Genomic DNA, 26,643 nt, shown 5'->3' on the forward strand with positions numbered 1-26,643 from the left:
GGGTTTGCTGGCAACTATTAAGATAGGCTTTAACCGTTAATATTTTTTCTCGTTCTTCTGATGATAATCCGTTTAGTAGTTTGAGGGTTGCAAATTTGAGTGCATCCTGCCGAATGCCCGTTTCAGAGGTACCTAATTCATTTCTTGCCATTTTTTTTAATGTTGAATCGGTCACGATTTGAAAAGCAAGTTTGCTGGCAACTGCTGTTTTTCCGAGCCCTTTTGCAGCAGCGTATTGCTTGATTAGGGCTTGCTTTTGCCAAACTTCTTGCTCTAAAAGTTCTTTTTGCTCTAATAGGCATAATGCTCCGGAACTTGCGCTGTGACGCAAAAACGATAAAGATATTGGATTGATATTGCCTTAATAAACTACATATAACTCGATGAGGCTTATTGAGGCCATTTTTAGGCAAAGCAAAATGCTAAACTCCCTGCACTAATTGACTTAATAAATATCACTAGCAATAAATTTGTGCTACATTTTTGCGTCACAGCGCAAGTTCCGGAGCATTAGGCCTCGAAGGGGCGCTTTCACACTTCGAGACAGCGCTGCGCGCTTCCTCAGTGTGAACGGTATAAACAAGCCGAGCAATGAACTAAACAGTCTGTTTAATTTCGTGGAGATACCTCGGGCTGAGGTATCCTCGACGAAATGAGGATCTAAGGAATTTGTATTCATTTTATCCGTTCAGCCTGAGGAGCACACATGGCGTGCGTCTCGAAGGCTTGTCCTGAGGCTCTCGAAAGGGCGCTTTTGCACTTCGAGACAGCGCGCTGCACGCTTCCTCAGTGCGAACGGGATAAACAAGACGAGCAATGAACTAAACAGTCTATTTAATTTCGTGGAGATAACTCGGAGCCCGGACAAATTATAATGTGCAATCCTTTAATGAATAGCCATCGGAACACACATAAAAAGGGTCATCATATAAAATATCGTTTTCTTTAAAAAATCCCCTTCTTTGAGCACAATTGCCAGCATAGTTAGTGCGATAACCCCAGGATAAGTTAACTCTAAAATAGGAGCAAGGAAGGCTGCAATTCCTCTAAAATCAAGGAGCGAAATAACAAAAGAAACGCCGGTCGTTATAAGAAGAAGAATATAAAATTTATCCTCTTTTAGTTTGAACAGAGAGCAAAGATAGCGAGCATATAAGTTATTCAAGGCAACTGCAGTTGTTAGACAAGAAAAAAACATAGCAACGCCGATGAATAAAGTGGCATAAGTACCCATGGCCTGTGAGGCAATACTGGGTAACATCAATTCAGGGGAGGTATTTTTTAGGAGTGAGGTGTAATGTGAGCCTAAAAAAACAAAACCAAAATAAATTAAAGCAAGCAGTGAGGCGCCCAAAATACTTGGTTTAATTGCAAACAAAAGAATTTCTCGATTACTTGCCTTCGGCAGTTGTTGCTGGATTTGCGTAAAAATGAGTGCTGAAAAGAAAAAAGCAGCAAATAAATCCATCGTTTGATAACCGGTAGTAAATCCATTCAGAAATGCCGTATTCGCTAAGATCTGGTTTTCGGGGCTAGGTGCTTTCATTGCAGCAATAACAATCATGACAATTAGGGTAATGAGTAAGATGGGGCTCATCCATTTTCCCAAAATTTTGATCATCATCTTATCATTGAGGCAAAAGAAAAAGGTGATAAAACAGAACAAAAGGCTAAAGGGCATTAAATGTATCTGTGGCACAATATAACTTAAACTACCGTAAGCTACAGTAATGCAGCGGGGAACGACCCCAAAGGAGCCAAGCAGGGAAAGCATGATTAGAGGCAAAACTATCCCTGCTAACTTTCCGGCACTGCCAAAGAAAGCATGGTAATTTCCCTGATAAAGTTTGATAACAAAAAGGCCCATAAGGGGGAGTAAGATACCTGTTAAGAGAAGACCAACGAAGCCCATAACCCAGCTATCACCGGCTGCAAAGCCAATTTGTAATGGAAAAACTAGATTGCCAGAGCCAAAAAACATGGCGAAGATTGCGAAGCCGTAGATCAAAATCGATTTGTATTGTTGCATGTCCTGTTTCCCAATTTTTTGTTTGGTTAGGTGGTAAAAGCGAATTGTGAAAGGAGATTAGTTAGATGGCCGCGGGGGCCACAACAACGACGACAACAGCGAGAGTACTTACCTCGGTTGGAATAACTGAAAAAGTGGGTTGTATCAGTAATAAATCATTCATCTTTGTTAACTTATTGCACAAATAAATTGCAGGCAAACTCCTTTATACACAATTTGCGTGCAAATTGCAAGTTTTATGAGGTCGCTACAGGAGGCGGGGAGCAAAAGTTATGCTTCTTGTAAATACGACGTCAACGGATCGTATGCCGGAGGTGCAAAAACCTGCCCCACATGATAACTGTATTATAAAAATGATTGTTATTTGCAAAAAATGAATTAAAATTGCCTGCTTGTGCAGGCCTAAAATATGCAGTTGTAATAATTTTGAGCGAGTGTCCATAATGCCTAAAGATAAGAGAAAGGTCGGTTTTTTTGGCGAGAAAAGCGCCCGACCTAGTCAGAAAAAGCCAGTAGCTCCTAAAATTTCTAAAAAATCTAAAAATTCTGGTCAATTAAAGAAAGTCGAACCTCAAGCTTTTAATGACTATCTTCATGACGCGATTAGGGAGGCTACACGCATTCGCAAAATTTCGAGCCGCCAGCAGCGTTATAGTGGTGCTCAATTTGAAGTGGCTCTCATCGGTTTTGCTGATATCAAAACATTAAAAACCGTGATGGATAAAGATATTTACGTTAATTTTGATGAAGCTAATATTGAAAGAGACTGGACAGTCGGGTTTGATTGGCTTGATTTAGCCGTTAGCTATCACGATCCTGATGCTATTGAATATTTTCAAACACGCTTGGAAGAAGTTATTTTTCGTACTGCTTATGAGAACTATAAAAGGGAGTTTCGTCCTGATTGTTCACTGATTAACTATGAACAAAACACCACAATGAGTTTCTCGGTTAAGTAGGATAATGAATAATATTATGGAAAACAGCGCTGACAGAGCCTTTATTGCGATAGCCGTGTGCTTGGTTAGCAGTAAAACGTAGGGCATCGCCTTGTTGTAAAGTTTGCCAAATATTATTCAACAATACTTCTATCTCTCCACTCACAACAATAACATGTTCAACTACCCCAGGTTCGTGGGCTGTTGATAAATGCTCAGAGCCGGGCGGTAATTCAATCGAAAAAAGCTCGAAGTGCAATTGTTGATCAAAAGGGAAAAGCGTTGTAATGTAAATTTTTTCATTCATATGGCTGAGACGTTGAGTTTGGACCGAGCGATAAATCATGCCTTCGGATTCAGTAGGAAAGTCCTCGATAAAAGAAGAAAATGAGGTTTGAAAACCACTGGCAATTTTCCAAAGTGTGGCTACTGTGGGACTGGATTCTCCGCGCTCAATTTGACCTAGCATCGCTTTGCTGACACCCGTTTCCTGCGCTGCTCTATCCAAACTCCAGCCCTGTTGTTGGCGTAATTTTTTTAAGGTTTCGGCAATATGTTGGGAAATAGTTTTCAAAATAACTCCAAAAGAGTATGTGCGTTATAGCGCACAATCCTGTGTTAAGATATAATGTGCGTTATAGCGTACAATTTTTCCACTTGGGAAGACCATTATGTTCAATAAGTTCATTTTTGCCAATCTAACTGCAGGATTTGTGACGGTCATGGTTGGTTTTACTAGCTCCGTAGTAATTATTTTTCAAGCAGCTGCTGCAGCCGGCGCCAGTTCTGCAGAAGTGAGTTCTTGGTTGCTTGCTCTCGGATTAGGCATGGGAATAACGAGCATTGGACTCTCTCTTTTTTATCGCGTCCCCATTTTAACCGCGTGGTCAACGCCGGGGGCTGCGCTATTGACTACTAGCTTGACAGGCGTGTCGATGCCTGAAGTGATAGGAGCCTTTATTTTTTCAGCCTTACTTATAGTTATATCGGGATTAACCGGATGGTTTGAAAAGCTAATGACTCGCATCCCCCGCACATTAACTTCGGCAATGCTTGCTGGTATCTTATTACAGTTCGGGATGAATCTATTTGTAGCAATGGAGCATCAATTTCTCTTAGTGATTGCCATGTTCGTCAGTTATTTAGTGGGCAAGCACTTATTTCCACGTTATGTCATTATTTTTTCTCTGCTAATAGGTATTGCCATTGCCAGCTATGCAGGTTTATTTAATTTAGCAAATTTTCATGTTGCTCTATCAACACCTCAATTCGTTAGACCCGAATTTTCTTGGCAAGCACTGATGAGTATTGGTATTCCTTTATTTATAGTCACCATGACTTCGCAAAATATTCCTGGCGTCGCGGCCTTACATGCCTCAGGCTATAATCCACCCATTTCACCGTTAATCAGTTGGACAGGGCTTGCTAATTTAATCCTTGCCCCCTTTGGTGGGTATGCGCTTAATTTAGCCGCTATTACAGCGGCAATTTGTATGGGTAAAGAAGCCGATCCCGATCCTCAACTACGTTATCGTGCAGCGGTCTGGGCCGGCGTCTTTTATCTAATCACTGCTATCTTCGGGGCGACGGTCGTTGCTCTATTTGCTGCTTTTCCCAAAGAATTAGTGTTAGCCATCGCGGGCTTGGCCTTGTTAAATGCAATTGGTGGAAGTTTAAAGTTAGCAGTTGATGATGACTCTCAACGAGAGTCAGCACTCATTACTTTTCTGGTATCCGCTTCAGGCATCACTTTATTTGGTATCGGTGCTGCATTTTGGGGGCTAATAGCCGGTACTTTAGGCTATTTTATCAATTCGACTATACTTTCTGCTAAGCGAGATTTAGCTAAAATTTGAGTTGCTATGCTTTGTTATCCCTGCTTTCGCAGGGACGATAATCAAATCGTGAGATAACTCATAGCCCTGATAGGAATTTTATAAGATGAATAGCAAACTTCGTTTTTGCTTAGATCAATTACAATCACCGACGCATTATAATTTGCATCGTTATTTGCAAGAGAGGGGTTGGCAGAGCTGTTCTTCTCCGAAACAAGTTAATTTTAGTGACATTAATCTGCAGTTTGATGCACAAGCAGCGGAGTCACTTGAGTTTAAACATTTATTGGCTAAGCTTGTTGCACAATATTGCCCGGAAGTGATGCCAATAACCTATTGTATTAATGATGAAAACTGGCCAGTTATTTTAAATAAAATTGCCAATAAATATTATTTACTCAATGGCCAATTCACTAACCAAATGGATGGTTTAGTTTGGATTTTAAAACCAGCTCTTCTTAATAATGGAAAAGAAATTAAAATTTTTCAGCAATTAAGTGAGTTGGAGCAGCATTATTTGAGTGGTAAACGCTTAGGTGGTGAGCATGTTTTGCAGCAGTATATTAGCAATCCTCATCTATTAAGGGATGAACGCAAATACAGTATTCGCATGTTTGTTGTTATCAGCAATTATGCCGGCGCTTATTTGTACCCACAGGGTTATTTTAATGTGGCCATGCATCGCTTCACGCCAAAGGATTTTTCCGATTTGCGACCCCATTTAACGAATGAGCATTTAGAAGAGGATGAGTCTAATGTGATTCAAATCCCTTCACAACGTTTTGAGTTATTCGCAAGCTTGTACCCACAAATTAAAGCTCAGATCTCCTCCGTTATTAAGGGATTGGAGCAATTATTTCCCCAAGCTTTTGTCTGCCATAAACGTCGTCATTTAGCGATTTATGGCTTTGATTTTCTGATAGATAATCAAGGCCATTTATGGCTTTTAGAAGCAAATCATGGTCCCTGTTTTCCAATCTCAGATGGGCACCCTTTGCAAAGCCATCTCTATTATGATTTTTGGCAGCACTTTATAGCTAGTTTTGTAGAGCCCATTGGCTTAGAAAAACCTTGCAATCAAATTCGCTATTCTTTATTTGAGCCCATTGAGATTTAACCGCAAAAGTTAAGTTTTAGACTAGGCTATAAGTATATCCATTCGATAAATTATAAGGATTTGAAATGAAAATAATAATCATTGGATTACTGAGTTCACTTATTTGTGGAACAGCAGCAGCCCGAACCTTAGACACAGCCCATTTTCGAGTGGTGGTTAATTGCTTGGACTCTAAGTCTGAAGCGGGTTGTGAACGGGTTAGTTATGTGGGCACTAATAAAGAAAAAAAGGTAACTATTCATTTAATTGGCAGGCGGCTCATGCAAATGTGTGCCGATAAAGTAACCCCCTGCCATTCTCTTGGTTATGAATTCAGCAATGGCAATACCACCTATTTTATCTCTGAAGATGGCCATCTTAAAGTGACGGATGGCTCTAAAGTCCTAGTCGATGAGGTTGGGGAATGGACTTATGAATGATTTCAATCAGTTAGGATCAACAAATTCATTATTCGTTGAAATATGGGTCTAAGTTCTTACCTACATTTAGTAAAAAAGAAACTAAACTTAGTATAGGGAAACAAGTCTTCAGGAAGGTTGGTATGAACAGGTTATTTTATGGTGTATTAATAGCCCTAGTAACAGCGGTTATCGTTTTTTTTGCACCGGCTGCCAATGCAGATGCATCCCAAGTGACTTTACCGGGTAGCGCCCCTCTTAGTGGTTCACCTCAACAGAAAAATGCAGTTCACTACAATGTGAATGATAGCGGGGTACATTATTATCATCCCGGCTCAGTCGGACCCAATACTGTACCGAATAATGTAAATAGTAATGGCACTGTCTATACGACACCTGGGATCTTAAATGGAACTGATAATAGTAAGTGATGGGTATGGAAAATTTTTTCTAGCTGCGATCCTCAGCAGGCCGCCCTTTAATCGTTGGAAAAATATCGGCCCAATGCTGGTATGCAGTTTGCTACACTAAACTTAAGTAGTACAGGCAGAGAGGTATTATGGGAAAATTAATTTTACATCCCACTGAGATGAGCCAATGGCATGCATTGGTGAATGAAGCACAGGCTTCAACTCATTTACTGCTTAATGAAAACACAGAAAGTTATCTGGTTTTTCTGCTGATGCGTTTTTCTCAAGGTAGTGAATTAATTGAATCAGTTGTCGCCCTCGATTTTCTTGAATCACTACAAACCACAAGGCATCGGCAGGTTGAAGTGCTACGTGAAGTGGGTGATAAAAGCTTGCTTTTCTGCGGTCTTTTCCCAGGTATGGCCAAAAAGCGCAATGTCAGTCTGAGTTATTTTGCTGATATGGGGCAAGCAGCTTATTTAACTGTTGGGGAATTATACGAAGGCCAGGCAGGGTTATATTTTCAATTAAGTAAACAATTTTTAACAATGCAACAAGTACTACGAGCAATGCGTAATGAGTTTTTTCAATTTTCAGCTGCGGACAGTGTGATTATTTCTCCGCCAGATCTTCCCCTACAGTAGTTTATCTACTAGTCTAAATCGAGATACTCCCCGCCAACCACTGATTTTAACCAGCGATAAGCGGAGAGTTTTCCAGAGAAAGATCTCCCTGTCTTTGCAGACAGAACAACAAATCCACGAAGGCCGAACTGCCTTTATAAGAGACTTAAGGCTTACGAAACAACATCGTAATATCAATAGGATCGTAGCTATATTGTTTACTACAAAAATCGCAGCTTATTTCTACTTTGCCTTTTTCCTGCAATAATTTTTGCGCCTCTTCTTCGCCAAGAATTTTCAAAACCTCTTTCATTTTCTCTTCACTGCAGCGGCATTTGAAACTGACTCTGCGACTATCAAAAATACGTAATTCTGTTTCATGGTACAGGCGATGTAAAAGCGTCTCGTTCTTTAAATTCAATAATTCGTCTTCACTGACCGTTTGACCAAGTTGAACTGCATATTCCCAAAATTGTTCACGTTGAACTGTATCTTGATCGGGCATTAATTGCAGCAACATACCTGCCGCCATGTCGTCATTAACTGCTAACCACAAACGACTTGCAACCTGCTCTGATTGCGCAAAATAATACATTAAATTCTCACTCATCGAGGTCGATTGCAGCGGAACCATACTCTGATAAGCTTGAGTTTTGTTATGCTGGTTGATCGTTAAAACCATTTGCCCTGTTAAAAAAGCTTCCGCGTAATCAGCGATTTCAAGATTCTCTTGATAAAGTGCAAAGGCTCTTAGATGTAATTGATTATCACATTGAACAAGTAGTAAAGGCAGGCGTTTATCCCCCTGAAACTGCAGACTGATATCCCCTTCAAATTTGATACTTCCTGCTAAAAGAAGACAGGAAATCAATGCTTCCCCTAATAAATTTCTCACCATTGGCGGATAGGGGCGTTGATTTAAAATCGTTTGATAAGTGTCTTTGAGATGGGCAATTTCACCGCGGATGCTGGCATGTTCAAACATAAATCGTTGTAGGGAATCGGTTTCTTTCATAGTGGCCTTCTAAATTCTAAATCCTTCAAAATCAATTAACCTGGCTATTCTATCATAAAAGATTGCCTGCTAGCGCTGGGCACGCGATAATGCTCCTTTTTTGTTCGGGCAAAGACATGCTTAATTCACAACAAATGGCAGCGGTTAAATACATCGATGGTCCATTGTTGGTATTGGCCGGAGCAGGCAGTGGTAAAACTCGGGTAATTACCCAAAAAATTGCCTATCTCATTGAGCAATGTGGTTACACGGCGAGCACGATTTGCGCAGTGACTTTTACCAATAAAGCAGCTAATGAAATGCGCGCACGCATCGCTTCAGTATTACCAGCAGCAAGCCGACGCGGTTTAAAAGTGGCAACTTTTCATACCTTAGGTTTGAGTATTTTAAAACGAAATGTTGCCTTCTGCGCTTTAAAAAAAGGGTTTTCCATTTTTGATAGCGAAGATTGCCAGCAGCTTTTGCGAAGTTTTTTGCCAGTGGGCAAAGCCAGTGATCGCGAATACCTCATGCAGGTTCAGCATCAAATTTCTCAATGGAAAAATGATTTATTAGAGCCTGAAGAGGCTGCCCATTATCCAGCGACTACCCCGCTTTGGGATGAGGTTTTACTCATTTATCCACGTTATCAGCAAGCATTGAAAGCCTATAATGCAGTGGATTTTGATGATCTGATTCGTCTACCGGTTAAACTGTTAACCGAGCATCCAGAAGTTCTCGAATATTGGCAAAATAAAATTCGTCATTTATTGGTTGATGAGTATCAAGATTCCAATACTAGCCAATACCGATTAGTAAAATTGCTGGTCGGTGCGCGAGCGCAATTTACGGTTGTGGGTGATGATGATCAATCCATCTATGCTTGGCGCGGGGCAAAACCGGAAAATTTAGCGCAGTTGAAGCAAGATTATCCCCGCTTAAAGTTAATTAAATTGGAACAAAACTACCGCTCTACCAGTCGAATCTTGCATGCGGCGAATCATTTAATTGCTAACAATTCTCATTTGTTCGACAAAAAATTATGGTCTGAATTAGGTCATGGTGAATTATTACGTGTGCTTTGTTGTAAAGATGAAAACGATGAAGCAGAGCAAGTGGTGGCCGATTTGATTAGTCATAAATTGCGTCAGCGTACTCAATATGGCGACTATGCCATTCTCTATCGCGGTAATCACCAATCGCGGGTGTTTGAAAAAGTACTGCGTCATCATGGTATTTCCTATCGCATTAGCGGCGGACAATCTTGGTTTGCCCGTGCTGAAGTAAAAGATATCTTTGCTTATCTGAAATTACTTTGTAATGAAGCGGACGATGCTGCTTTCTTAAGAGTTATCAATACGCCAAAACGGGGTATCGGGGAAACGAGTTTGGATGCTTTAGGGCATTATGCGCAATCAAGAGGACAAAGCTTATACAGTTGTGCGGAGCATCTTGCCTTAGGCGAGCTCCTTGCTGATAAGCCGCGAGCGGCTTTGCAAGCATTTAAAAAATGGTTCGAGCAGATTAAAGTGCGTACTCAGACTGAAACTGTTGTCGAAGTTTTACGTGAAATGATCGAGGACAGTGGTTATGAAGCCTATATTTATGAACAATGCGACACGCCCGCCAAAGCACAAAAGCGCATGGATAACGTTTGGGAGTTAGTGGAATGGGTAGGGCGCTTGCTCGCTAAAGATCCGAGTCATAATTTGGCCGATGTAGTCAACAAGCTCATTTTGATTGATATTTTAGAACAATCCGATGAGCAGGATGCCGAAACCTTACAACTGATGACTTTACATGCTTCAAAAGGTTTAGAGTTTCCCTTTGTTTATCTTGTGGGTATGGAAGAAGAGCTATTACCCCATCGGGTAAGCATCGATGCTGAGCAAATTGAAGAAGAGCGCCGGCTTGCCTATGTAGGCATTACCCGGGCGCAAAAAGGTTTATGCTTTACTTTGGCCAAGCAACGCCGGCGTTTGGGCGAGTTACAGGATTGCCTGCCGAGTCGTTTTTTAGATGAATTACCACAGGATCATTTGGAATGGTTTGGGAAAGGTGAACGGAATGAAGCCAAATCAAAAGCACTAGCGAAATCGCATTTGGCGGGATTGAAGAATTTATTAGAGCCATCATAAACAGATTTATAACTGGGATTTGCCTATTTATTGTCATCCCTTTTTTGCAGGGATGACAATTCTGTGATTAAGCCGTAGGCGCTGCACTAATTTGCTGAGGCAAATCTTCTTCAAGAAAAGTCTGCGTGCGTGTATTAGTATTAGCCTTTGGTCTGAAGAAAGGATAATCATGCCGCTGCTTGTTATAAACTCCCTCTTTATTCCTTTCAGCATCCGCAGCAATACAAGCTTTAATATTTTCTTCAGTTGGATTATCGAGATGACGAACCTCATTGCGCAGTTGTTTCAACTGTTCAATTTTCTTGGGCGCATGGCCACGAGGATCCAAACTCACCGAGCTTAAATGCTTGTCGATGTATTTCGAAATTCTCAGAGCAGACTGTTCTACTTTCCAAGCATCAGAGGGTTGTTGAGCTTTCTTTTTGAGGGTCACAGACTCTTCTTTGGCTTCTCCTGTTTGTCTTCTCAAAGCATCTTTCCAGGAGAGACTTGTGTCCCTGTTGTGCTGACCGGTTAGAGAAAAGATAAGATCAAGTTCATTCGCTTTTGCTGGTTGAGAGCGCTCTACAATTGCTGCTTTGAGGCCTACAATTGCCGCTTCATTTGTTTCATTTAACTTAATCTTTATGACTTTTTTCTTGCTTGCGTCGGCATAATAAAGCTGATCATCATTATATAAAATCACTGCAGATTTGCCCTCTAGCCCTAACTCTTTAAATTTATGTGGCTTAGTATCCATTTGCAAAAGCTCACATTCTTGCCGAGGTTTTCTCACCAATCGAGTTGCTGCCCAATCCCAGCCTGCTGCAGCGTAAAAGAGTGGAGCAAAGAGCAATTTAAGCAATTGAGTTGGAATATCTCTACTGTGGTCATGACCATGACCTTCTTTCAGTCGCTCTTTAATAAGGCTTTTAGTGTCATGGTCATGTTTGTGAGTATGGAAAAGATCACCGAAGAAATAATGGAAATCCTCAAAAAATTCGCTAGTAAATCCAAGCCCTGAGGAAGCAAGTTCAGGAATACCAGGAACCCTGTCCGAAGAGACTGCAATGCCAATTAAATGGCCTAAAAATACAATCATACGCAGAGGTACAAAGGTCAGAAGTAAAATTAAACGCGGTAAATTGAGTAATTGCAAAAGATTCTCATTGTTGCGCATGGCATTAAATTCTTTAGAAAAGATATGACCAATCCTTCTCCACATACTGTCTTCTGATTTAAACGCATCACGGATGAGTTTCAAGGAGCTAAAGACATTTTCCAGGTTAAAGATAAGCTGAGCAGATCCAGTAATGACAAACAGACCACTAGCAATGATATTGGGAATTTTACTCATCCAAGCAAAGAGTGGACGAGTATTTTTAGCAACTGTCCACCAAGTACCTGCTGTACAGAAAGTAAGGGCACCTGTTAAAAGAACTAAAACAACAGCAGCAACCGCTATGGTGGCGCTACGAAAAGTGATTCCCTCTTTGAGATCCTTAACTATTTTATTGGACCATTTCCGCACTGAATCGTTATTAATCATATCGGTTACTGCGTTATAAATGAGGAAGCCGTAAGCCACGCCCGCTAAAATTGCAAGAGGGAGAATAATCGCAGGTAAAGCGGTAAATGAGATGGCTGCAAGAATAGGTAAGGCGGCAAAAGCGTCGATTAAAAGATAGGTCGTACCTATGCTCATAAAAATACCAGCTAGTACGCTGAATACTTTGACAGCATTAAACGTTTTTTGCCGCTTTTGAAATAATTCTTGAACATTTGCTTGACCATTCTCTTTGAGCCAATCGCGCAGCTTTGATTCATAAAGAGTCAGGTCGGTTTCATCAGCTGATGAAAACAATTGCAAAGCAAACCATTTTTCCATGTCACGCAAGGTTTTTTTAATTTGCTTCTTGGTTTTTTTAGAATCTTTATTCAACCGCTTATGATCAAACTTATGCAATAACTTCAGTTGAGCCTCATAATCTTTAAAAAATTGCGGACAATTCTCATCTGCCGTGTCAACAAGTCCTTTAGTAAAAGACTTCATAAGAAATTCATTAGCCAGATGATTCTGCAAATAATCTCTCTTAAAAAATAACTTATTAAGAGCGCTTTTAATGTTTTGTAGATAAATTTCTCCCTCATAAGCAACGGACAGAACGAAAGCAGCAATCGCTAAAGAAAGAAGAGGTACAATCGTAAGCATTCCTGTAAAGCTTAAAAAACCGATAATTAAACTAGCGCCCAAGGTAAGAAGCCACGGAAGAAGATAATTAGGTATTTTTCTTAATTTCATTGTTCACCACGCAAGCAGTTTTGAAGGAAGTGAAACTTTATAACAAATGAAAATGATTATCAATAACCATGAGATCAAAAAAAGGGCATTGTGCAAATTCAGTAATAGCTCACTCTTGAGTATCACTAAAATCACGGGGCTAGTTGCTACGCCCAAGATCTGAGGTATCCTCATGAAGTATTGTCATCATCCCCTTCTCGATTGGCTGGCAATTTAAGCATAATGAGAATAATCAACTCAAATTCACACTCAAAAAGAGGGGGGTATCTCAGTCGGGGTTTGACGTATTCTCTGGGTTCATCTGAGTTTCTTATGATTTATACCTGGTAAAAATTGACAATAAATTTTAACAAAGAAATAATGAGCCATTAAAGCTAAGGATCAGGTTTGAGTATCCTCCAAAATGAACAAAGAAAAAGCAGTTATTATAATTCCTACCTACAATGAAGCCGCTATTATTGAGGAAACCATTGAAAAAGTTTTTCTCGAAGTAGCCCATGTGTCTAATTTAGATATTCAGGTATTAGTTTTTGATAGCAATTCTAATGATGGGACGCAGGATATTCTCTACAAGCTGCAAAAAAACTTCCCTCAATTACAGGTCAAAACTGAAGAGTCAAAATCAGGTTTAGGTTCCGCTTATTTTCAGGCGATGACTTATGCTCTAAATGAATTACAGGCGGATATTATTGTTGAATTCGACGCTGATTTATCTCATCAACCCATTTATCTGCCGCCAATGTTCGCAGCGCTGCAACACTATGATGTAGTCATTGGTAGCCGTTATATCATGGGAGGAAGCATTGCAGAAAACTGGGCGTGGAGCCGAAAATTGTTATCCATTTTAGGTAATCAGGTTGCTCGTTTGATGTTAACCAGGGAGTATAAAGATTTTACTAGCGGCTTTCGCGTAACGCGCAAAAATGCACTTATTCAAGCCTTACCTTCCGCATTTATTTCGCAAAATTATGCTTATAAAATAGAACTTTTATGGTTGTTGCATAAGAACAAACTCTCTATTTTAGAATATCCAATTCATTTTATCGATAGGCAAAAAGGAAAAAGTAAATTGCCTGCCTACAGCATCTTTGATTCAATTCGAGTGCTATGCAATTTACGATTTAACGAATTAAAACGATTGATTAGTTTGTCTTAAGTATTTGTGATGCTATGAAAATCAATTTTAAAATTCCAATTCTCTTGATAACTATCTCTGTCTTGCTGAGAGTTTTTTTTATTTTAAATGCCAACTTATTAGTACAAGAAGCTTATTATTGGAATTACGCTAACCATTTGGATTTTAGCTATCTCGATCATCCGCCAATGGTTGCTTTACTCATAAAATGGGGCACTTTAATTTTTGGAGTCAACGAATTAGGTGTTCGCTTCGCTACGATTCCTTGTTGGTTATTGACGGTTTTTTTCAGTTATCGATTAACCGAATTAATTCAAAAAGGTGCAGGAAAATATGCAATCCTTTTGTTATCAATTCTACCTTTTTTCTTCGTTCATTCTTTAATTATTACACCCGATGTTCCGCTTATTGCATGCTGGTCTGCGACCTTGTATTTTCTGTATCAAGCGCTCGTTTTAGAAAAACGAAGTAGCTGGTATTGGGCTGGGTTATGGATTGGTTTGGGGCTTTTATCGAAATATACAATTGCGCTACTAGGTTTTTCAACGCTCATTTATATGATTCTTTTTTCAAGAAAATGGTTTACGCGTAAAGAGCCTTATTTATGTGCGTTAATCGCTAGCTTATTATTTATACCAGTCATTTACTGGAATTGGACTCATGACTGGGCTTCATTTCTATTTCAAAGTAAACGAAGGTTAGAAAATCACTATGTTTTTTCTTTCCATGCTCTAGTTGGATTATTGATTGTTTTTTTAACTCCGCTAGGTATTTGGGGCGGCTGGCAATTAATTAGCAATAAATTTTCACCAGCGATAAAAATAAAGGATAATAATAAACAGTTTTTAAAACTATTTAGCCTAGTCCCTCTTCTTGTTTTTTCCGTATTTAGTTTGTTTCGCGAGCTTAAACTGAATTGGATAGGCCCCAGTCTTTTGGCCCTTATTCCCTGGTTGCTAATTTTAATGCATGAAGACTATAAAACTCGTTTTTCAATGAGAAAAAGTTGGATCTTAACGCTGAGCGGATTGTTATTCTTTTATGCGAGCATTATTTTTTGTGTTTACTCCGGCAAACCGCAAGCAATTTATCAATACGCTTTTGCCAAACAATTACCCTGGGAAAATTTGACCTCTCAAATACAAGCGCTTGCTAAAAATATAGAATTTAATACTAAAAGCTCTCCTATTATAGTACCTTTGGATACCTACAATATTGGTAGTGAATTTGCTTTTTATCAGGAAAAATTTTTTAAACAGGGACAAAGCAATTCGATTTACCCGATTATTGGTTCGCATATTTTTGGTACTAATAGTTTGATGTATAAATATTGGGGAAATGTTAAAGAAACCGAAGGAAAAATTTTAATTTTAGTCGCCAAAGAACGATATCGATTTAATAACCTGGAAATCTGGCAAAAAACCATTTTTCTAACCTCTGTTTTAGAAATGAATCCCTATAATGAATTAAATAAAATCAATCAGAATAAATTCTATTATCAAATTGTGAAAAAAACTTAGTAATCCTGTAATAACGAGCTTTGTTACGCCATGACCCTCCGCAAGCGATAACCCTTAACAACGACCAGGAGTTTGTCTCGTAAATATTGTATCCTTTTCATTCTCGTGTACGATCGGTGCAAATTTTAATCCCTTTTCTGGAGATAAGATGTCTTATTTTTCTAGGCTGAGATGCCTTACTGGTAGTTTGCTCATGGCTTTAAGCCCCTTGCTATCTGCCCAAACACAGGCTACTGAGCAAATCCAATTACCTCAATGTTTAGCCGCAAAATTAACTCGAACTTATCCTGTGCTTGCGGAGAACGCTGAGTTTAAAATCATTGATCTACCCTCAAGCGAAATTACTCCCTTAGTTTTATTAGCGGACCAGGCTGGTTGCGGGCGCTTTGTCAATCTCTCTCATCATTTTGCAACCCGAGATCGAGTCAAAAAGCAACAATTGGCAACTAAGCTACTACTATCAAAACCTGCGGTTCAAACAGAGTTTAAATCAAAGCAAGGCTATAAAATCCAGCATGAAGCGGCTGTTAACGAAGCATTATCCAAAATTGATGCTGACAGTATTTGGCAAACGGTGACTCATTTAACAAACTATTACAATCGCTCTGCGAGCCAGCCGACTGGTGTAGAAACAGCAGAATGGTTGAAATCACAGTTTGAGCATTTAGCGCTTGAATACGGCCGACAAGATACTGAAACTTATTTTGTGGCTACAGGTACTCTATACAATCAACCTTCAGTTGTCACCGTGATTGGTAAAAACAACAAGGAACCGGCTATTGTTATCGGGGCCCATATGGATACTTTGGATGGTCGTATGCCAGGCGCAGGGGATGATGCCAGTGGTTCGGCAACCATCATGGAAATGACGCGTATCTTATTAGCATCGCCGGTAAAGTTTAAACATCCCATCTATATCGTTTGGTATGCTGCTGAGGAGCGAGGTTTAGTGGGCTCTCAGTTTGTTGTTGAAGATTTCATGAATAAAAAGATTCCAGTGAAAGCAGCTATCCAGTTTGATATGACAGGTTATCGTAGTGATGAAACAGATCCTACCATGTGGATTTTCCGTGATTATACTGATCCGCAATTGAGTCATTTTTTGGCCGAGTTAATTCAAACCTATATTAAGGTTCCCGTAGCCTATTCAAAATGTGGTTATGGCTGTAGTGATCATGCGTCATGGATGGCTGCAGGGATCCCAGCTGCTTTCCCCTGTGAAACCAGTTTTACTGAGCATAACCCCTATATTCATAGTTCGGCAGATACGATGAGCTTATTGAATACCGAACATTTGGTCAATTTCACCAAATTAGCCTTGGCATTCACCATTGAATTAGCGAAGTAAACAGTACCGCCCATCGCCTGTGCTTGACACCTTGAGGGCAGGCGGATAGAGGTGAAAAGGATAATTCAACCAAGGAATCCTTATGTTTGCAGTGATTTATCGTTTTAAATTGAAACCACAGCAAGAGAAAAGTTATCAGCAATATTGGCGCACCATTGTTAATTATTTTGTAAAACATCGCGGTGCAATGGGTTGCTGTTTGCATAAAGGCGAAGATGGGCTTTGGTTAGCCTATTCACGCTGGCCAGATAAGGCAACTCGCGACGCAGCTTGGCCGGGAGGGCAGGCACCTAACGAAAACTTACCTATTGAAATCAAAGAAACCATTCGCAAAATGCAAGCGATTCGCCAAGAAAACCAAGATTTGGAGCAGTACGACGAGCTTTGTTTCGATGTTGTTGAAGATCTGCTTAATTTTGTTGATGCTTAGTGTTGGGCCTTGGCCCAACATTTATTAGACTGGTTTTGCCAAGGGTATTTTATTGATCTAAGCGGAGGTAAGCGGCGTTCCTTTTAATAGGGACGTAGCCCTCGTCTTCAATCGCATGGCGTAACATGCTCTCGGTCGCTTTATGATTGGCGCCGGCTTGTGAAATAACATTTTCTTCAATCATAATACTACCTAAATCATTAGCACCACAGTGCAATGCTTTTTTACCTACATCTAACCCTTGCGTTAACCAAGACACTTGGGAATTAGGAATTTTTTGCAAATAAATCCTTGATAAAGCAAACCATCGCAAATACTCTTCTGGTGGCACACGGTCTGGATAAATTTTACCAATAGCCGTATTATCAGGTTGCAAGGTCCAAGGAATAAAAGAAATAAATCCTCCTGTTTCATCTTGTAATGTAGCTAATTTTTCTAAATGGTCAATGCGATGCTCAATTTTTTCACCCATACCAAACATCATAGTTGCTGTGGTTGGTATATTGAGTTTATGCGCAACGCGCATGACTTGTAACCATTCTTCGCCTGTACATTTACTGCGCCTTTTTTTCCTAAATTCATCAACAAGAATTTCTGCGCCTGCACCGGGTACAGAATCAAGGCCAGCTTCTTTTAATTGGATTAAGACTTCTTCTAAGCTTAAATTGTAAATTTTCGCGAAGTTATCAATTTCTGGCGGCGAAAAACAATGTAAATGTATGCCATAACGTGATTTTAATTGCCTTAACATGTTTAAGTAATACTCAAAAGGAAGATTGGGATGCAAACCACCCTGCATTAGAACACCACTGCCGCCTAACTCAAGCATTTCCTCTACTTTTTGGTAAATTTCTTCGTAGCTATGCACATAAGCATCTGGTGCACCAGGCTTGCGAAAAAAAGCGCAGAAGTTGCATACTGACGCACAAACGTTACTGTAATTGATATTTCTGTCTATGACATAGGTGACGACGTTATCTGGTTTATTTCGCTGACGTACTGCATTGCCTAACTCATATAATTCTTCTGATGGCATTACTTCTATTATCTTTAAGGCTTGTTTTGGGGTTATTCTCTCCGTGTTTAAAATTTCTCCGTATAAGGATGTTGTAGTCATAACTGCTCCTTACTCCTACTGCTATCAATCCATAAAAATTATAGTACATGAATATTTCATACGCGATAATTTTTATTTAATTTAGCCTTAAAGTTAACAAAAAAAAGCAAATAATAATAAGTTATTGAGCTTAATAATTCACATAAGCTCCATGTTTTTTTTCAATAAAATAAAATATATGGACTGAAGATGTTTTCCGTATTGATATTTTCAAATATTTATAAGATTAAAATCTAAGTTGTTTTTTTGAAAAATTTATCTATATTTTTAATTAATATGGTTATTATTTTTAGCGTTACCATTTTGTGTTTTGTTGTATGGTTTTAGCTAGTTGAGGATTAGGTAATGGCTCACAGGATTCAATCTTATAAAACAACTGAAAAATCTCATACTTTGATTGATAATTATTTAATTGATAAAGCAAAAAATAATAAAATAAATCTCGGAATAATTGACTATTTCATTAATCATCCTATCGTTGGCTTATTATTGAAAGAAAAAAATTTACAAAAAAATTATGGAATAAAGATCATCAAAGGTGTGCCAACTCAAATTAATTCAGCACTGCTAAATGGTCGCGTCGATATTGCAAATGTCTCAAGTTTTGCATTTGGCTGTCATTGTGATAAATGGCTCTTATTGCCAAATTTTTCGGTTTCATCATCAGGTCCTGTTCGAAGTGTATTATTGTTTTCACATTATCATCGCTGGGATCAATTAGATGGTCGCAATATTGCCATCACTAATCAATCTGCAACATCAGTTGGCTTATTAAAGTTACTATGTCATGAAAAATACAAAATAAACCCTCAATTTGTCGTATCAAAATCCAACCTTGATGTCATGCTTAACGAAAACAGTGCTGCTTTGATTATTGGGGACTCTGCATTTAAAGAGGGTATCTTAAGAAGATCCTTTGGGGGGCGAACTCCCTATATGTATGATTTAGGTCAAGAATGGAACAACTGGTTACATTATCCATTTGTGTATAGTGTTTGGGCAGTGAGGCGAGAAATTGCAAAGCAGGTGATAGATTCAGAGTGTTTGTCACTGTTATATGAGTCGAAAAGCTATGGAAAAATATCATTAGATGAATTGGCGAAATTAGAAATGCAAAAGACCAATTTACCCTACTCTGCTTGTAAAGATTATCTTAAAAACATTAGCTATGAATTAACCCTTAAGCATCTATGTGGGTTAAAAATATTTTTAGAGTTAACTGTGGCAGGTTTTCGTTGGGAAAACATTAAATTTCTTTGCGACTCTAGCTAACTTTTCGTTCAATTTTTCACAGGAAAGTCGAGCGCAGAATTAGCGAATAAAATTTAATTAATAGGATAACGCTTATGATTGACAATATTCGATTAGAAGAACACTTTAATGCGCATGATTCATTACCTAAAGAAGCTATTATTAAGGCCGATATTTTGCGTAAAGGATTAAATTTCGATACTGATACACTTGTTGACGGACGAGATACGGACACTGTTAAACATCAGCCTAAATCCTACTTTATTTTTTCTTTTGATATGGTCACCCAAAAAGAATTAGATGATGTTCCTAAGTGGCGCGCTCCTGAAGAAATAGCTTTATTTGGTGGAAAATATAATTTGCAGCGCACGATTATTTCTGTTCGTTTGAATCCGGCTTCCATCTATCGTGTGACACGTGTAGACGATGAATTATGGTTATATGCAGGTGAAGAGATGCTTGCACAAGTGTATTTTCGCGAAATGCCCGCTTACTACGGAAAAAAATTAGCAGACGGTCGACCTGTCGCTGAGTTGGCACCTTCTATTGAGTGGGGATACTTGCTTTATCTAACCGTATTTCGCATCTGTCAGTATTTTGGCAAAAAAGAAGAATGCCAATATTGCGACATTAATAACAATTATCGTCAACAAATTAAAGAAAAGAGGCCTTATACCGGCATTAAAAGTATCGAGGACATATTAGCCGCATTGGAAGTTGTCATGGAAAGCGATACGTCCAGTTATGCTTATACTCTCACCGGTGGAAGTGTGACCTCAAGTCTACAAGGGAAAAATGAAGTTGAATTCTATGCGCAGTATATAAAAGCAATTCAGGAACGATTTCCAAAACGCTGGATTGCTAAGATAGTAGCACAGGCATGGCCCGTCAAAGATGTGAAAACATTAAAGGACGCAGGTGCACAAATTTACCATCCCAATTATGAAATTTGGGATCCCGAACTTTTTGCAAAGTTTTGTCCAGGAAAACAGCGATACATAGGTAGGGAAAATTGGATTCGACGTATTATTGATGCAACAGAAGTCTTTGAGCCCAGTAATATTATCCCTAATTTTGTTGCAGGAATAGAGATGGCTGCTCCATACGGATACAAAGATGTTGAATCAGCCATTCGTTCAACAGCAGAAGGGTTGGATTTTTTCATGTCGAAAGGTATTGCCCCTCGCTTCACAACTTGGTGTCCTGAGCCAATGACACCTTTAGGTGACACAAACCCGGATGGGGCGCCGCTTGAGTATCATTTACGGCTACTCGAGGAATACAGGGATAAAGTGAATTACTATGGTCTTGGTCCACCACCTGGTTATGGTGAAGCAGGTGTAGGCAAAGCTGTTTTTTCCGTTAGTCCGTTCATGGATGTACTGTCTACAAGCAAGGAATAATTTAATGGGAATTATTAGTGATAATCGCAAGCTATTGCGAGCTAAATTTATTTTTCCGGTGAGCGCACCACCCATTCATAATGGTGCCATCATTGTTAGTGATGACCGTATAGAGGCTGTTGGAACATGGCAGGATATACGAAAATCATTCACGTATAGCGAAGTTTTTGATTTAGGTGAGAGTGTTATTTTGCCAGCCGCGATTAATGCACATACTCATCTTGAGCTTACATCACTTGTAAATGCAATTCCTGAAAATACACCCTTTGTGGATTGGATCTTATCTTTAGTCAAAGCACGAAAGGCTTTATCGCAAGAGGATTTTGTTAGTTCCGCAGAACAGGGTATTAACATGGTCAAATCTTTTGTAACAGCCGCTGTAGGTGATATTGCAACAGTTGATAGCAGCGTTGAACAATTAGCACAAGATAGTTTATCGGGTATTGTCTATTATGAGCTTTTGGGTGTAGACCCTGAAAAAGCACCAATTATTCTTAAAAACGCGCAACAAAAACTCACTTTATGGCAAACATGTTTTAAAGAAACTAGCATACGATTTGGCTTATCTTTACATACACCATTTACAACATCGCCCGAATTATTAGCCAGCACGGCTCGTTGGTGCCAATCGAATAAGGTTCCTTTATCGATTCACGTTGCAGAATCATTGGATGAAACTCAATTTCTTTTTGATGGTAGTGGGGCGATACCTGATAAACTTTACCAAATGGCTGGCTGGCCACGGCAACCTTTTACTATTCCAGGCTGTTCTCCTATTACTTATCTACACCAGCTTAAGGTGCTTGATGCTCGGCCATTGCTTATTCATGGTGTTCAGGCAACGACGGATGACATCAAACTTTTGCGACGCAAACACATAGCCGTGGTGCACTGTCCTCGTAGTAATACGCAGTTAATGAATGGGCGTTTTCGATTAGCAGAATTTTTAGATTCAGGCATCAAAGTTTGTTTAGGGACCGACAGCTTGGCGAGTTGTCCTTCACTTTCAATTTGGGAGGAAATGCAAGCTGCCTGGGATATGCATAATAAGGTTGGTGAAAATATTTCGCCGCAAAATTACTTAGCCTGCGCTACCTTGCATGGGGCTCAAGCACTTGCTGTTGATGAAACCTATGGTTCTATAGAAACGGGTAAAGCTGCATTATTTGCAGTAGCTTCGCTAGAAAATTGTTCAGCGTCTGAAGGCAATGATCCTGATCGGATATTAACACAGTTGATGACGGGGGCATCACAGATAGCCAATTTACCAGTTTTGTTATCCTAATTATCATTGGATTAGGAAGCATAACTTATTGATAGATATTGAGTAATTTTTTACTGTTGTGAGGTTTTTATGAAAGAAAAAAAATATTCAAATCTGAGGATTACAAATTGCCATTCTCTCATTAGTTTTGCTACATTAATGCAGCAACTACCACTTATGAAAAATGATGCTTATTTTATTGAAGAGATAAGACGGCAGATTAATAACATTATTCATAACAGAGATGATCGTTTAATAGCCATAGTAGGCCCTTGTTCCATTCACGATACGAACTTAGCGTTGCATTTTGCTGAATTATTAAAAAAAGCGATAGAGCGCCATAAACAAGAGTTACTTATCATCATGCGCGTGTATTTCGAAAAACCGCGAACCTCAGTTGGCTGGAAGGGTTTTATTAATGATCCTTATTTAAATGAATCTTATGCTATTAACGATGGGTTGAGGATGGCGAGAGAATTATTACTTCAAATGACTGAAATGAAAGTGCCTGCCGGGACAGAATTTCTTGATCCATTCATACATAAATATATCAGCGATTTTATAAGTTGGGGGGCAATTGGTGCAAGAACTTCAGAATCACAAATCCACCGTGCATTAGCATCCGGTTTACCAATGGCAATTGGATTTAAAAATAATACGGATGGAAATATACAAGTTGCTGTTAATGCTGTTTATTCAGCGAGACAAACTCATCATATTTTGGATATTAATGAAAAGGGGGAAGCGGTAATTATTGAAACAAGTGGTAATGAAGATTCTCATGTTGTTTTACGTGGATCATACCGTGGTGCTAATTATGATGAAGACTGCGTTTTACAAACATTTAATGCAACTTCAAACAATGGATTAAGTCCTAAGTTAGTTGTTGATTGCAGCCATGGAAATTGTCAAAAAAATTATGTTAATCAGCGTATAGTTGTTGATAATATTTGTCAGCAAATTGAAAATAATAGCCAAGGGATTGCTGGAATTATGCTGGAGAGTAATTTACTTGAAGGGAACCAACCTTTAAAAAATGTAAATGAACTTGTTTATGGAAAAAGCATTACCGATGCTTGTATTTCGTGGGAAGAAACGGAATATTTATTGGAAAAGTTAGCAACGGCGATAAAAATAAAAAGGAATGTCCATCAAGGCCTCGTGGTTGGAGCGGAGCGCTGAGCTGAAGCCAGCTCAGCTCAGGATCTTTTTATCAAGGAACCCGCCGAGGGTCTAGGTGATACCAATGTATATGCTGTGTTTTTTTGTTCCAGAAGCGCATTTGGAAATTGTTAAGAATGCTATCTTTGCTACAGGGGCAGGGAGTATTGGCCATTATCAGCATTGTGCCTGGCAAACCTTGGGTGAGGGGCAATTTATGCCATTAGCTGGCAGCCAGGCTTTTATTGGAAACGTCAATCAACTCGAAAGGGTAGCTGAATATAAAGTAGAAATTACCTGTACTGAAGAACAAATCCAGGCTGCTGTTGCGGCTTTAAAAAAGGCTCACCCCTACGAAACACCTTCTTATCAAGCGTTCCGCTTTGAAATGTTATAAACAACATTGCAAAGCGGAGAAAATGTATTTTTTGCCAGCAAGGATAGCTGTTTGTTAAGTTGTAGGCGCATCCTTCGCGGCCGTTTTCCCGGCGGGCAAAGCGGGACAATGGTATTCGCCAGTAATTTGCCCTTGCAGGTCTATTGCCTGGAGAGTCACTGGAAATTTCCATAAACTATAAAGATGTTTAAGCACTTCTTGTGTATTTTCACCCAGAGGTACGCGATTATGTTGCACGTATTGCAGGGTTAATGAGCGATCGCCTTCTATGTCTACCGCATACACTTGGATATCAGGTTCGAGATAACCGAGATTGTATTGTCGCGACAAGGCTTCACGAATGATTTGATAGCCATGCTCATCATGAATTGCCCCGACCATTAAGTCCGGATTTTTATCGTCATCGACAATATGAAATAACTTCAATTCTCTGATTAAACGAGGTGATAAATATTGAGCAATAAAACTTTCATCTTTAAAATTGCGCATGGCAAGGTCAAGACTCGTAAGCCAATTACTATTCGCTAAATAAGGGAACCAATGTTTATCTTCGTCGCTGGGATTTTCACAAATGCGTTTGATGTCCTGCATCATATGATAGCCCAAGGTGTAGGGATTGATGCCGCTAAAATAAGGGCTATTAAAGGAAGGTTGCATAATTACATTGGTATGACTTTGCAGCACTTCCAACATAAACTCATCAGTGACTAGCCCCTTATCATAAAGCCCATGCAAGAGGGTATAGTGCCAAAAACAGGCCCAGCCCTCGTTCATCACTTTAGTTTGACCTTGAGGATAAAAGTACTGCGCTATTTTGCGAACAATTCGCACAATTTCACGTTGCCAGGATTCTAATAAAGGCGCATTCTTTTCAATAAAATAAAGGATATTTTCTTGTGGTTCTTCAGGAAAGCGTTTTTTACGCCCATTTTCATCGATCTGCTTGCCTTTAGGAATGGTACGCCACAACTCATTAACCTGTGATTGCAAATAAATTTCACGATTCTGTTGGCGAATTTTTTCTTCCTGCATGGATAAATTCGTGGGGTGCTTGTAGCGATCTACGCCATAATTCATCAAGGCATGGCAAGCATCAAGGATCGTTTCCACCTCATCAATGCCAAAGCGCTCTTCACATTCACTAATATAATTTCTTGCAAAAACCAAATAATCAATGATGGCATCGGCAGAGGTCCACATTTTAAAGAGATAATTGTTTTTAAAGAAAGAATTATGGCCATAGCAAGCGTGAGCAATGACTAAAGCTTGCATCGCCATAGTATTTTCTTCCATAAGATAGGAAATACAGGGATTGGAGTTAATCACTAATTCGTAAGCTAAACCCATTTGTCCGCGTTTATAACTTTTCTCGACGCCCACAAAATGTTTACCGAAGGACCAGTGATGATAGCCGATTGGCATTCCCACCGAGGCATAAGCATCCATCATTTGTTCAGCGGAGATTACTTCAATCTGATTAGGATAAGTGTCTAATTTGAAGTCTTTTGCAAGCTCGGCAATTTCTTTGTCATAGGCTTGGATAAGCTCGAAGGTCCACTCAGCACCAGTCGACAAAGGTTTTTTTCTCCTCATTCTGTCTTCCTCTTAAATAATTCGCGAAACACAGGATAAATATCAGAGACATTATCAATATTTTCCATAGCGAAATTTGGATAGTTATTTTTCACTTGCTGATAAACTTCCCATAGGCTTTGGTGGTGTCGAGGCATAATTTCGATATAGGCAAAATATTGCAGTAAAGGCATAATTTTTTCTTGCAGAAGTTCTTGGCAATACGGTGAATCCGCATTCCAATTATCGCCGTCCGAGGCTTGAGCAACGTAAATATTCCAAGAAGCTGGCGGATAACGTGCTTCAATGATGTTATGCAATAATTCCAGGGCACTTGAAACGACGGTTCCACCTGTTTCACGAGAATAGAAAAACTCTTCTTCATTCACTTCTTTTGCCGAAGTATGGTGACGGATAAAAACGAGCTCAATTTTCTCATAGTTTTTGGTCAGAAAAAGATAGAGCAAAATAAAAAAACGTTTCGCCACATCCTTTTTCGCCTCATCCATGGAACCTGATACATCCATGACACAAAACATCACGGCTTGGGTTGAGGGGGCTGGAATGCGAATGCGGTTATTATAACGAAGATCTATTGTGTCGATAAAAGGCACGGTATTGATTTTCTTTTTCAAAAATTCGATGTCCCGTTGTAAACGCATTAAATCGACGTTGTCGGGATTAGGCGTGGCTTCTAGTTGTTTTAACTCTTCCTCGGCCTCGCGTAATTGTCGTTTATAAGGAGAGGCTAAGGCCATTCGTCGTCCCGCGGCTTGCCGCATGGAGCGAACGACGTTGATGTTGGCAGGAATACCGCTGGTACTCACTCCAGCTCGCACGGTTTTAAACGTGGTGAGGCGCGCTAATTCTTTTTTGACCAAATCAGGAAGTTCTAAGTCTTCAAAATATAATTCAAGGAATTCTTCACGTGACAGTTCGAAAACAAAATCATCTTCGCCTTCGCCTGTGTCACTGGCCTGACTGCCGCTACCACCGCTGCCATCAGAGGGGCGTTTAATTCGGTCGCCTGTTATAAACTCATCGTTGCCAGGTAAAATCCGCTCAATTCGCCCGCCCTGACCGCGATGAAATCGCGGTTCTGAGATATCTTTGGCAGGGATACTGATTTGTTCTCCTTGATCAATTTCTGTAATACTTCGTTTACCTACTGCCTCGGATACTGCGCGTTTGATTTGACTTTTGTAACGGCGCAGGAAGCGTTGGCGATTGACTGTGCTTTTCTTACCTGCATTCTGCCGTCTATCTATCAGTTGCGACATAA

At 39.6% G+C, this 26,643-nt stretch carries 24 protein-coding genes; 16 read left to right on the top strand and 8 right to left on the bottom strand.

Features of this window, described 5'->3' with window-relative positions:
* Together Lnau_RS13605 and Lnau_RS13610 are read right to left on the bottom strand one after the other, a co-directional pair.
* Positions 1-331: hypothetical protein (locus tag Lnau_RS13605; RefSeq protein ID WP_193786821.1), on the bottom strand; the 331-nt coding region annotated here is incomplete at its 3' end.
* Between the two features lie 555 nt (positions 332-886).
* Positions 887-2,029 carry a branched-chain amino acid transport system II carrier protein gene (locus Lnau_RS13610; RefSeq protein ID WP_058505677.1) on the bottom strand — a complete coding sequence of 381 codons (1,143 nt, stop codon included), beginning with the start codon at positions 2,027-2,029 and terminating at the stop codon, positions 887-889.
* 443 nt (positions 2,030-2,472) lie between these two features.
* On the opposite strand from Lnau_RS13610, the gene Lnau_RS13615 reads away from it, so the two are divergent.
* Positions 2,473-2,988 carry a hypothetical protein gene (locus tag Lnau_RS13615; protein ID WP_238585982.1) on the top strand — a complete coding sequence of 172 codons (516 nt, stop codon included), beginning with the start codon at positions 2,473-2,475 and terminating at the stop codon, positions 2,986-2,988.
* Here the strand turns inward: Lnau_RS13615 and Lnau_RS13620 are convergent.
* Entirely contained in the window at positions 2,981-3,541 is a 561-nt protein-coding gene (locus Lnau_RS13620) for a helix-turn-helix domain-containing protein (RefSeq protein WP_058505678.1), read from the bottom strand. The genes Lnau_RS13615 and Lnau_RS13620 overlap by 8 nt on opposite strands.
* A 97-nt stretch (positions 3,542-3,638) precedes the next feature.
* On the opposite strand from Lnau_RS13620, the gene Lnau_RS13625 reads away from it, so the two are divergent.
* From Lnau_RS13625 to Lnau_RS13645, 5 genes are all read left to right on the top strand, one after another.
* Positions 3,639-4,823 (top strand): benzoate/H(+) symporter BenE family transporter, encoded by a 1,185-nt coding sequence (locus Lnau_RS13625; protein ID WP_058505679.1) that lies wholly within the window; start codon positions 3,639-3,641, stop codon positions 4,821-4,823.
* A gap of 85 nt (positions 4,824-4,908) precedes the next feature.
* Positions 4,909-5,919 carry an ATP-grasp domain-containing protein gene (locus tag Lnau_RS13630; RefSeq protein ID WP_058505680.1) on the top strand — a complete coding sequence of 337 codons (1,011 nt, stop codon included), beginning with the start codon at positions 4,909-4,911 and terminating at the stop codon, positions 5,917-5,919.
* A gap of 65 nt (positions 5,920-5,984) precedes the next feature.
* Entirely contained in the window at positions 5,985-6,338 is a 354-nt protein-coding gene (locus tag Lnau_RS13635) for a hypothetical protein (RefSeq protein ID WP_058505681.1), read from the top strand.
* 122 nt (positions 6,339-6,460) lie between these two features.
* On the top strand, positions 6,461-6,748 hold the full coding sequence (locus Lnau_RS13640) for a hypothetical protein (protein ID WP_058505682.1): 288 nt from the start codon (positions 6,461-6,463) through the stop codon (positions 6,746-6,748).
* Positions 6,749-6,876: 128 nt separating this feature from the next.
* A complete protein-coding gene (locus tag Lnau_RS13645) occupies positions 6,877-7,371 on the top strand; it encodes a hypothetical protein (protein WP_058505683.1) in 495 nt (164 codons plus the stop codon).
* A 145-nt stretch (positions 7,372-7,516) separates the two neighbouring features.
* Here Lnau_RS13645 and hslO read toward each other — a convergent pair whose 3' ends face one another.
* The gene (hslO, locus tag Lnau_RS13650; RefSeq protein ID WP_058505684.1) at positions 7,517-8,365 is read right to left on the bottom strand and encodes an Hsp33 family molecular chaperone HslO; all 849 of its coding nucleotides are present in this window, start codon (positions 8,363-8,365) and stop codon (positions 7,517-7,519) included.
* Positions 8,366-8,481: 116 nt separating this feature from the next.
* On the opposite strand from hslO, the gene Lnau_RS13655 reads away from it, so the two are divergent.
* Complete coding sequence (locus Lnau_RS13655) at positions 8,482-10,482, top strand: UvrD-helicase domain-containing protein (protein WP_058506013.1); 2,001 nt, start codon at positions 8,482-8,484, stop codon at positions 10,480-10,482.
* A 67-nt stretch (positions 10,483-10,549) separates the two neighbouring features.
* Here the strand turns inward: Lnau_RS13655 and Lnau_RS13660 are convergent, their stop codons facing one another.
* Positions 10,550-12,763 carry a hypothetical protein gene (locus Lnau_RS13660; protein ID WP_058505685.1) on the bottom strand — a complete coding sequence of 738 codons (2,214 nt, stop codon included), beginning with the start codon at positions 12,761-12,763 and terminating at the stop codon, positions 10,550-10,552.
* A 403-nt stretch (positions 12,764-13,166) separates the two neighbouring features.
* On the opposite strand from Lnau_RS13660, the gene Lnau_RS13665 reads away from it, so the two are divergent.
* The 4 genes from Lnau_RS13665 (at position 13,167) to Lnau_RS13680 (ending at position 17,196) form a co-directional block, all read left to right on the top strand.
* A complete protein-coding gene (locus Lnau_RS13665) occupies positions 13,167-13,919 on the top strand; it encodes a polyprenol monophosphomannose synthase (RefSeq protein ID WP_058505686.1) in 753 nt (250 codons plus the stop codon).
* Between the two features lie 14 nt (positions 13,920-13,933).
* On the top strand, positions 13,934-15,418 hold the full coding sequence (locus Lnau_RS13670; RefSeq protein ID WP_058505687.1) for a glycosyltransferase family 39 protein: 1,485 nt from the start codon (positions 13,934-13,936) through the stop codon (positions 15,416-15,418).
* Between the two features lie 148 nt (positions 15,419-15,566).
* Complete coding sequence (gene lapA / locus Lnau_RS13675; RefSeq protein WP_058505688.1) at positions 15,567-16,766, top strand: aminopeptidase LapA; 1,200 nt, start codon at positions 15,567-15,569, stop codon at positions 16,764-16,766.
* An 82-nt stretch (positions 16,767-16,848) separates the two neighbouring features.
* On the top strand, positions 16,849-17,196 hold the full coding sequence (locus tag Lnau_RS13680) for an antibiotic biosynthesis monooxygenase family protein (protein WP_058505689.1): 348 nt from the start codon (positions 16,849-16,851) through the stop codon (positions 17,194-17,196).
* 49 nt (positions 17,197-17,245) lie between these two features.
* Here Lnau_RS13680 and mqnC read toward each other — a convergent pair whose 3' ends face one another.
* A complete protein-coding gene (mqnC, locus tag Lnau_RS13685; RefSeq protein ID WP_058505690.1) occupies positions 17,246-18,313 on the bottom strand; it encodes a cyclic dehypoxanthinyl futalosine synthase in 1,068 nt (355 codons plus the stop codon).
* A 393-nt stretch (positions 18,314-18,706) separates the two neighbouring features.
* Here mqnC and Lnau_RS13690 point away from each other — a divergent pair, with 393 nt between their 5' ends.
* From Lnau_RS13690 to Lnau_RS13710, 5 genes are all read left to right on the top strand, one after another.
* Complete coding sequence (locus Lnau_RS13690) at positions 18,707-19,585, top strand: menaquinone biosynthetic enzyme MqnA/MqnD family protein (protein ID WP_162263207.1); 879 nt, start codon at positions 18,707-18,709, stop codon at positions 19,583-19,585.
* Positions 19,586-19,659: 74 nt separating this feature from the next.
* The gene (locus Lnau_RS13695) at positions 19,660-20,967 is read left to right on the top strand and encodes a radical SAM protein (RefSeq protein ID WP_058505692.1); all 1,308 of its coding nucleotides are present in this window, start codon (positions 19,660-19,662) and stop codon (positions 20,965-20,967) included.
* Between the two features lie 4 nt (positions 20,968-20,971).
* Entirely contained in the window at positions 20,972-22,252 is a 1,281-nt protein-coding gene (locus tag Lnau_RS13700) for an amidohydrolase family protein (RefSeq protein WP_058505693.1), read from the top strand.
* A 69-nt stretch (positions 22,253-22,321) separates the two neighbouring features.
* Positions 22,322-23,413 carry a 3-deoxy-7-phosphoheptulonate synthase gene (locus Lnau_RS13705; RefSeq protein WP_058505694.1) on the top strand — a complete coding sequence of 364 codons (1,092 nt, stop codon included), beginning with the start codon at positions 22,322-22,324 and terminating at the stop codon, positions 23,411-23,413.
* Positions 23,414-23,477: 64 nt separating this feature from the next.
* Positions 23,478-23,789: a YqfO family protein gene (locus Lnau_RS13710; protein ID WP_058505695.1), complete on the top strand. Its 312-nt coding sequence runs from the start codon at positions 23,478-23,480 to the stop codon at positions 23,787-23,789.
* A 54-nt stretch (positions 23,790-23,843) separates the two neighbouring features.
* Here the strand turns inward: Lnau_RS13710 and Lnau_RS13715 are convergent, their stop codons facing one another.
* On the bottom strand, positions 23,844-25,382 hold the full coding sequence (locus Lnau_RS13715; protein ID WP_058505696.1) for a SpoVR family protein: 1,539 nt from the start codon (positions 25,380-25,382) through the stop codon (positions 23,844-23,846).
* Positions 25,379-26,641, bottom strand: coding sequence for a YeaH/YhbH family protein (locus tag Lnau_RS13720; RefSeq protein ID WP_058505697.1), 1,263 nt, complete (start codon positions 26,639-26,641; stop codon positions 25,379-25,381). Before Lnau_RS13720 ends, Lnau_RS13715 begins: the two co-directional genes overlap by 4 nt.
* Positions 26,642-26,643: the final 2 nt, after the last annotated feature.

The sequence above is a fragment of the Legionella nautarum genome, assembly GCF_001467895.1.
Taxonomy (GTDB): Bacteria; Pseudomonadota; Gammaproteobacteria; order Legionellales; family Legionellaceae; genus Tatlockia; species Tatlockia nautarum.

Coding starts and splice junctions, on each gene's coding strand:
- Lnau_RS13630 (WP_058505680.1), top strand. CDS start 4,909: ATGAATAGCAAACTTCGTTTTTGCTTAGATCAATTACAATCACCGACG.
- Lnau_RS13665 (WP_058505686.1), top strand. CDS start 13,167: ATGAACAAAGAAAAAGCAGTTATTATAATTCCTACCTACAATGAAGCC.
- Lnau_RS13625 (WP_058505679.1), top strand. CDS start 3,639: ATGTTCAATAAGTTCATTTTTGCCAATCTAACTGCAGGATTTGTGACG.
- Lnau_RS13615 (WP_238585982.1), top strand. CDS start 2,473: ATGCCTAAAGATAAGAGAAAGGTCGGTTTTTTTGGCGAGAAAAGCGCC.
- Lnau_RS13645 (WP_058505683.1), top strand. CDS start 6,877: ATGGGAAAATTAATTTTACATCCCACTGAGATGAGCCAATGGCATGCA.
- mqnC (WP_058505690.1), bottom strand. CDS start 18,313: ATGACTACAACATCCTTATACGGAGAAATTTTAAACACGGAGAGAATA.
- Lnau_RS13720 (WP_058505697.1), bottom strand. CDS start 26,641: ATGTCGCAACTGATAGATAGACGGCAGAATGCAGGTAAGAAAAGCACA.
- Lnau_RS13660 (WP_058505685.1), bottom strand. CDS start 12,763: ATGAAATTAAGAAAAATACCTAATTATCTTCTTCCGTGGCTTCTTACC.
- Lnau_RS13640 (WP_058505682.1), top strand. CDS start 6,461: ATGAACAGGTTATTTTATGGTGTATTAATAGCCCTAGTAACAGCGGTT.
- Lnau_RS13710 (WP_058505695.1), top strand. CDS start 23,478: ATGTATATGCTGTGTTTTTTTGTTCCAGAAGCGCATTTGGAAATTGTT.
- Lnau_RS13695 (WP_058505692.1), top strand. CDS start 19,660: ATGATTGACAATATTCGATTAGAAGAACACTTTAATGCGCATGATTCA.
- Lnau_RS13610 (WP_058505677.1), bottom strand. CDS start 2,029: ATGCAACAATACAAATCGATTTTGATCTACGGCTTCGCAATCTTCGCC.
- lapA (WP_058505688.1), top strand. CDS start 15,567: ATGTCTTATTTTTCTAGGCTGAGATGCCTTACTGGTAGTTTGCTCATG.
- Lnau_RS13680 (WP_058505689.1), top strand. CDS start 16,849: ATGTTTGCAGTGATTTATCGTTTTAAATTGAAACCACAGCAAGAGAAA.
- Lnau_RS13715 (WP_058505696.1), bottom strand. CDS start 25,382: ATGAGGAGAAAAAAACCTTTGTCGACTGGTGCTGAGTGGACCTTCGAG.
- hslO (WP_058505684.1), bottom strand. CDS start 8,365: ATGAAAGAAACCGATTCCCTACAACGATTTATGTTTGAACATGCCAGC.
- Lnau_RS13635 (WP_058505681.1), top strand. CDS start 5,985: ATGAAAATAATAATCATTGGATTACTGAGTTCACTTATTTGTGGAACA.
- Lnau_RS13655 (WP_058506013.1), top strand. CDS start 8,482: ATGCTTAATTCACAACAAATGGCAGCGGTTAAATACATCGATGGTCCA.
- Lnau_RS13700 (WP_058505693.1), top strand. CDS start 20,972: ATGGGAATTATTAGTGATAATCGCAAGCTATTGCGAGCTAAATTTATT.
- Lnau_RS13670 (WP_058505687.1), top strand. CDS start 13,934: ATGAAAATCAATTTTAAAATTCCAATTCTCTTGATAACTATCTCTGTC.
- Lnau_RS13705 (WP_058505694.1), top strand. CDS start 22,322: ATGAAAGAAAAAAAATATTCAAATCTGAGGATTACAAATTGCCATTCT.